Below are 892 nucleotides of genomic sequence, written 5' to 3'. Positions count from 1 at the left end.
CGACAAGATCGTCGCCGCCGAGCGCAAGGCGATCCTGCGCGTCTTCGGCATCGCGGCCCTTGTCACCGCCATCCTGTCGATGCTGCTCGCCTCGACCATCGCCAATCCGCTGCGCCGGCTGTCGGCGGCGGCGGTGCGAGTGCGGCGCGGCGTCAAGAGCCGTGAGGAGATCCCCGACTTTTCCGACCGCCAGGACGAGATCGGCAATCTGTCGATCGCCATACGCGACATGACCAACGCGCTCTACGCCCGGATCGAGGCGATCGAAAGCTTCGCGGCCGATGTCTCGCACGAGCTGAAGAACCCGCTGACGTCGCTGCGCAGCGCGGTGGAGACCCTGCCGCTGGCCAAGAACGACGATTCGCGCGGCCGGCTGATGGATATCATCCAGCACGATGTCAGGCGGCTGGACCGGCTCATCACCGATATTTCCGACGCATCGCGCCTGGACGCGGAACTCGCGCGTGAAGATGCGGGAACGGTCGATTTGAAGAAATTCATCACCGATCTGGTCGCCGTTTCGCGCGAAGCGACGCGCAACAAGAAGGCGGTCGAGATCGAGTTCAAGGCCGCCAAACTGCCGCAGGGCGTCAAAGGCTATGTCGTCGTCGGCCATGATCTGCGCATCGGCCAGGTCATCACCAATTTGATCGAGAACGCCCGTTCCTTCGTTCCCGAGGATCATGGCCACATCAGCCTGTCGCTGGCGCGTGCCGGCAAGTTCAACATCGTCACCATCGACGACAATGGCCCCGGCATCCGCGCCGACAACATCGACCGCATCTTCGAGCGCTTCTACACGGATCGGCCGGCCGGCGAGGCGTTCGGCCAGAATTCGGGCCTTGGCCTGTCGATATCCAGGCAGATCGTCGAGGCCCATGGCGGCACGCTC

1 protein-coding gene is annotated in these 892 nt (G+C 64.0%); it reads left to right on the top strand.

Annotation, left to right across the window (positions count from 1 at the left end; translation table 11 throughout):
- Positions 1-892: HAMP domain-containing sensor histidine kinase (locus tag EN932_RS37080; protein ID WP_164890893.1), on the top strand; the 892-nt coding region annotated here is incomplete at both ends.

Source organism: Mesorhizobium sp. M7A.F.Ca.US.002.01.1.1, from assembly GCF_004022955.1.
Lineage (GTDB): Bacteria > Pseudomonadota > Alphaproteobacteria > Rhizobiales > Rhizobiaceae > Mesorhizobium > Mesorhizobium ciceri.
The sequence above is the reverse complement of the archived record's forward strand: the minus strand, read 5'-3'. Positions and strand labels throughout refer to the sequence as shown.